The following is a 4,799-nucleotide window of genomic DNA, read 5'->3' on the forward strand; positions in this document are numbered from 1 at the left end:
CCCCTACCGCACCGGCGCTGGGGGGGGCCAGCGCCGGTGCGGTAGGGGACGCCGGCGTGTCAGGCCTTGGCGAGTTCCTTCTCGCCCGCTGCGGGGACCTCGGCACGGTCGGCGGGGCCGCCGCCGTCGTGGTCGTCCAGCAGGGTGGTCTCGTCGAAGGGCAGGACGCCGGAGAGGACCTGGTCGACCCGCTCCTTGTCGATCTCCTTGGTCCAGGTGCCGATCAGCACCGTGGCGACCGCGTTGCCCGCGAAGTTGGTGAGGGCGCGGGCCTCGCTCATCAGGCGGTCGATGCCGACGATGAGGCCGATGCCGTCCACCAGGGCCGGCTTGTGCGACTGCAGACCACCGGCCAGCGTCGCCAGGCCGGCACCGGAGACACCGGCGGCGCCCTTGGACGCGATCAGCAGGAAGAGCAGCAGCGTGATCTGCTCGCCGATCGCCATCGGCGTACCCAGGGCGTCGGCGATGAACAGCGAGGCCATGGTCATGTAGATCATGGTGCCGTCGAGGTTGAAGGAGTAACCGGTCGGGACGGTGATGCCGACCACCGGCTTGCTGACACCCATGTGCTCCATCTTCGCGATGAGCCGCGGCAGCGCCGACTCGGACGACGACGTGGAGAGGATCAGCAGGAACTCACGGCCCAGGTACTTGAACAGGCTCCAGACGTTCAGGCCCGCGACGATCCGCAGCAGCGCGCCGAGCACCAGGAAGATGAACAGCGCACAGGTGATGTAGAAGCCGAGCATCAGCACGGCGAGGCTCTTCAGCGCGTCCACGCCGGCCGAGCCGGTGACCGCGGCCATGGCGCCGAACGCGCCGACCGGGGCGGCCCACATGATCATGGCGAGGACCCGGAAGACCAGCCGCTGGATGTGCTCGATCCCGCGCAGGACCGGCTGGCCGGCCTTGCCCATGGCCTGCAGCGCGAAGCCGCACAGCAGGGCGATCAGCAGGGTCTGCAGGACTTCACCCTGGGTGAAGGCGGACACGATCGTGGTCGGGATGATGCCGAGCAGGAACTCGGTGGTGTCCTTGGCCTCCGCGTTGACCTGGGCCTGGCCGGTCTCCTTGACCGCGTCGGTGACCGCGAGGCCCGCGCCCGGGTCCAGGATGTTGCCGACGACCAGGCCGATGCCGAGCGCGACCAGCGACATGACCAGGAAGTAGCCCATGGCGATACCGCCGACGGCGCCGACCTTGGCGGCCTTCCGGACGGAGCCGATGCCCAGCACGATGGTGCAGAAGATGATCGGCGAGATCATCATCTTGATCAGGTTCACGAACCCGGTGCCGATCGGCTTCAGCTCGACCGCGAAGTCGGGTGCCACCAGGCCCACGGTGATACCGAGGGCGACCGCGATGATCACCGCGATGTAGAGAAAGTGCGTGCGGTCCCGCTTCACTTTGGGAGCGGCAGGTGCCGTATCGGCTGTGCTGGTCACGGCGGCCTCCTTGACGACGTCGGCATCACCGGCGTGCGGCTCACGTCCGGGGGATGGGGGTTGGGACAGCCGTGACTATGTCCTGCCTTGTGAGCGCGGTCACCCTTCCGTTCATTTAGTTCACGCTGCCGGAGATGCACACTGTCGGGATGCGCTTCACCCTCCCCAAACCCCGGAGCCTCGCGGCCCAGCTCTTCGCCATGCAGGCGGTGCTGATAGCGGTGCTCGTGGTGGGCTACGCGCTGTTCAGTTACGTCGGCGACCGCAGCCAGGCGGAGGCGGCGGCGGGCGACCAGGCCACGGCGGTGACCCTGTCGGTCGCGGACTCCCCCTCCGTGCGGGAGTCGATCCGTACCGACGACCCCTCGGCGACACTCCAGCCGTACGCGCTGGCGGTGGTGCGCGACACCGACATCGACTTCGTCACGATCATGGATCCGCGGGGCATCCGCTGGACCCACCCCGACCCCGGCCAGATCGGCCTGCCCTTCCGCGGCCACACCGCTCGCGCCCTCGAGGGCCACGCCTTCACCGAGACGTACACCGGCACCCTCGGCCCGTCCGTCCGCGCGGTCGCCCCGGTCCTGGACGGCGACCGGATCGTCGGGCTGGTCAGCGCGGGGATCAGGGTCGAGGAGATCAGCCAGCGCGCGCAGGGTCAGCTGACCGCGCTGCTCGCGGCCGCGGCCGCCGCCCTGGGACTCGGCGCGATCGGCACGTACGTGATCAACGCCCGGCTGCGCCGGCACACCCACGGGATGAACGCGACCGAACTCAGCCGCATGCACGACTACCATCAGGCCGCGCTGCACGCCGTGCGCGAAGGGCTCCTGATGCTGGACGGGCAGTACAGGGTGGCGTTGATCAACGACGGCGGCCGGGAGCTGCTGGGGGTGGCGCCGGAGGAGGACGTGGTGGGCAGGTCGGTCACGGAACTCAGCCTTCCGGCACCGCTGACGGGTGCGTTGCTCGCCTCGAAGCCGCGGGTCGACGAGGTGCATCTGACGGCGGACCGGGTGCTGGTGGTGAACACCTCGCCGGTGTCGGGCGGAGAACGGCGCGGTTCGGTGGTGACGCTGCGCGATGTGACCGAGCTCCAGTCGCTGACGGGCGAGCTGGACTCGGAACGGGGCTTCACGCAGGCCCTGCGCTCACAGGCGCACGAGGCGGCGAACCGGCTGCACACCGTCGTCTCGCTGATCGAGCTGGGCCGGGCCGAGGAGGCGGTGGACTTCGCGACCGCCGAGCTCGAACTGGCCCAGGCGCTCACCGACCAGGTGGTGGCGGCGGTGGGCGAGCCGGTGCTGGCCGCGCTGCTGCTGGGCAAGACCGCCCAGGCCAACGAGCGGGGCGTGGAGCTGGTGGTCACGCCGGACAGCCGGCTGGACGACGGGCTGCTGCCGGACACCCTGCCCGCCCGGGACCTCGTCACCATCCTGGGCAACCTGATCGACAACGCGGTGGACGCGGCACTGGGCGGCATCAACCCCCGGGTGACGGTCACCGCCCTCACCGACGTCGACTCGGAGCTGATCCTGCGGGTGTCCGACACCGGCCCGGGCGTGGATCCGGACCACGCCGAGGCGGTCTTCGAGCAGGGCTTCACCACCAAGCCGTCCGGGCCGCACGGGCGCGGGCTGGGCCTGGCGCTGGTACGGCAGGCGGTGATCCGGCACGGCGGCACACTGACGGTGACGTCGGCGGAGGCCGGCGGCGCCCGCTTCGTGGCACGCCTCCCACTGCGGGCCGCCGTCTCCGTCCCGGCGGCAACCGGGGAGAATACGGTCGCGAAGGGAAACACGGCCGCGCACAGCGCGGGCACGGCCACGGGAGGCGAGGCATGACCGGCGGGCAGCCCATCCGTGTCCTGGTGGTGGAGGACGACCCGGTCGCCGCCGACGCCCATGTGATGTACGTCGGCCGGGTGCCGGGGTTCGTCGCCGTCGGCAAGGCGGCGACGGGCGCCGAGGCCCGCCGGGCGCTGGAACGCACCCCGGTCGACCTGCTCCTTCTCGACCTGCACCTGCCCGATGTGCACGGGCTGCAGCTGGCCCGCTCGCTGCGGGCGGCCGGGCATCACGCGGACGTCGTCGCGGTGACCTCGGCGCGGGACCTCGCGGTGGTGCGCGAGGGCGTGTCGCTGGGGGTCGTCCAGTACGTGCTGAAACCGTTCACCTTCGCGACGCTGCGGGACCGTCTGGTGCGGTACGCCGAGTTCCGCACGGCCGTGGGCGAGGCCAGCGGTCAGGCCGAGGTCGACCGGGCGCTGGCCTCCCTGCGCACCCCCGGACCGGTCGCCCTGCCGAAGGGTCTGAGCGCACCGACCCTGGAACGGGTGACCGTGGCCCTGCGGGACGCCGACGACGGTCTGACGGCCAGCGGGGTGGCGGAGGCGGTGGGCATCTCCCGCATCACCGCCCGCCGCTACCTGGAGCACCTGGTCGACGCGGGCCGTGCGGTCCGGCGGCCCCAGTACGGGGCCGTGGGACGCCCGGAACTGCAGTACCGGTGGGTCACGGGCCAGTGAGGCCGTTCCTGCCCGCCCGCCGCCCCGACGTCACACCCCGGGGCAACGGCTGCGGGGAGGCCCCGGCGTCACCTTCCCGCCCGCCCGGCGTCGGTCAGTAGACCGACTCCGCCTCGTCCATGCGGTCCTTCGGGACCGTCTTCAGTTCGGTGACGGCCTCCGCGAGCGGGACCATCACGACGTCGGTCCCGCGCAGCGCGGTCATCCGGCCGAACCGCTCCTGGTGCGCGGCCTCCACCGCGTGCCATCCGAAGCGCGTGGCGAGCACCCTGTCGTACGCGGTCGGTGTGCCACCGCGCTGGATGTGGCCGAGGATGACCGGCCTGGCCTCCTTGCCGAGGCGCCGCTCCAGTTCGTGGGCCAGTGCGGTGCCGATGCCCTGGAAGCGCTCGTGGCCGAACTTGTCGATCTCGCCCTTGCCGTAGTCCATGGTGCCGTCGGCGGGATGGGCGCCCTCGGCGACGCAGATCACCGCGAACTTCTTGCCGCGGGCGAAGCGTTCCTCGACCATCTTCACCAACCGGTTCGGGTCGAAGGCCCGTTCGGGAAGGCAGATGCCGTGGGCGCCGGCGGCCATGCCGGACTCCAGGGCGATCCAGCCCGCGTGCCGGCCCATGACCTCGACGACCATGACCCGCTGGTGGGACTCGGCGGTGGTCTTCAGCCGGTCCATCGCCTCGGTGGCGACGCCGACGGCGGTGTCGAAGCCGAAGGTGCGGTCGGTGGAGGAGATGTCGTTGTCGATCGTCTTCGGCACGCCGACCACCGGCAGGCCGGCCTCCGACAGCATGTGCGCCGCGGTGAGCGTGCCCTCGCCGCCGATC

At 71.4% G+C, this 4,799-nt stretch carries 4 protein-coding genes; 2 read left to right on the forward strand and 2 right to left on the reverse strand.

Features of this window, described 5'->3' with window-relative positions; translation table 11 throughout:
- Positions 1–59 precede the first annotated feature (59 nt).
- On the reverse strand, positions 60–1,448 hold the full coding sequence (locus tag AOK11_RS22950; protein WP_055595618.1) for a cation:dicarboxylate symporter family transporter: 1,389 nt from the start codon (positions 1,446–1,448) through the stop codon (positions 60–62).
- 149 nt (positions 1,449–1,597) lie between these two features.
- On the opposite strand from AOK11_RS22950, the gene AOK11_RS22955 reads away from it, so the two are divergent.
- Both AOK11_RS22955 and AOK11_RS22960 read left to right on the forward strand, forming a co-directional pair.
- Positions 1,598–3,292 (forward strand): sensor histidine kinase, encoded by a 1,695-nt coding sequence (locus AOK11_RS22955; RefSeq protein ID WP_079035019.1) that lies wholly within the window; start codon positions 1,598–1,600, stop codon positions 3,290–3,292.
- Positions 3,289–3,975, forward strand: coding sequence for a response regulator (locus AOK11_RS22960; protein ID WP_055595619.1), 687 nt, complete (start codon positions 3,289–3,291; stop codon positions 3,973–3,975). The genes AOK11_RS22955 and AOK11_RS22960 overlap by 4 nt, the downstream gene beginning before the upstream one ends.
- Positions 3,976–4,069: 94 nt before the next feature.
- Here AOK11_RS22960 and AOK11_RS22965 read toward each other — a convergent pair.
- The coding region (locus tag AOK11_RS22965) for an ATP-dependent 6-phosphofructokinase (RefSeq protein WP_055595620.1) at positions 4,070–4,799 on the reverse strand (730 nt) is incomplete at its 5' end.

This window comes from Streptomyces hirsutus, assembly GCF_001418415.1.
GTDB classification, from domain to species: domain Bacteria; phylum Actinomycetota; class Actinomycetes; order Streptomycetales; family Streptomycetaceae; genus Streptomyces; species Streptomyces hirsutus.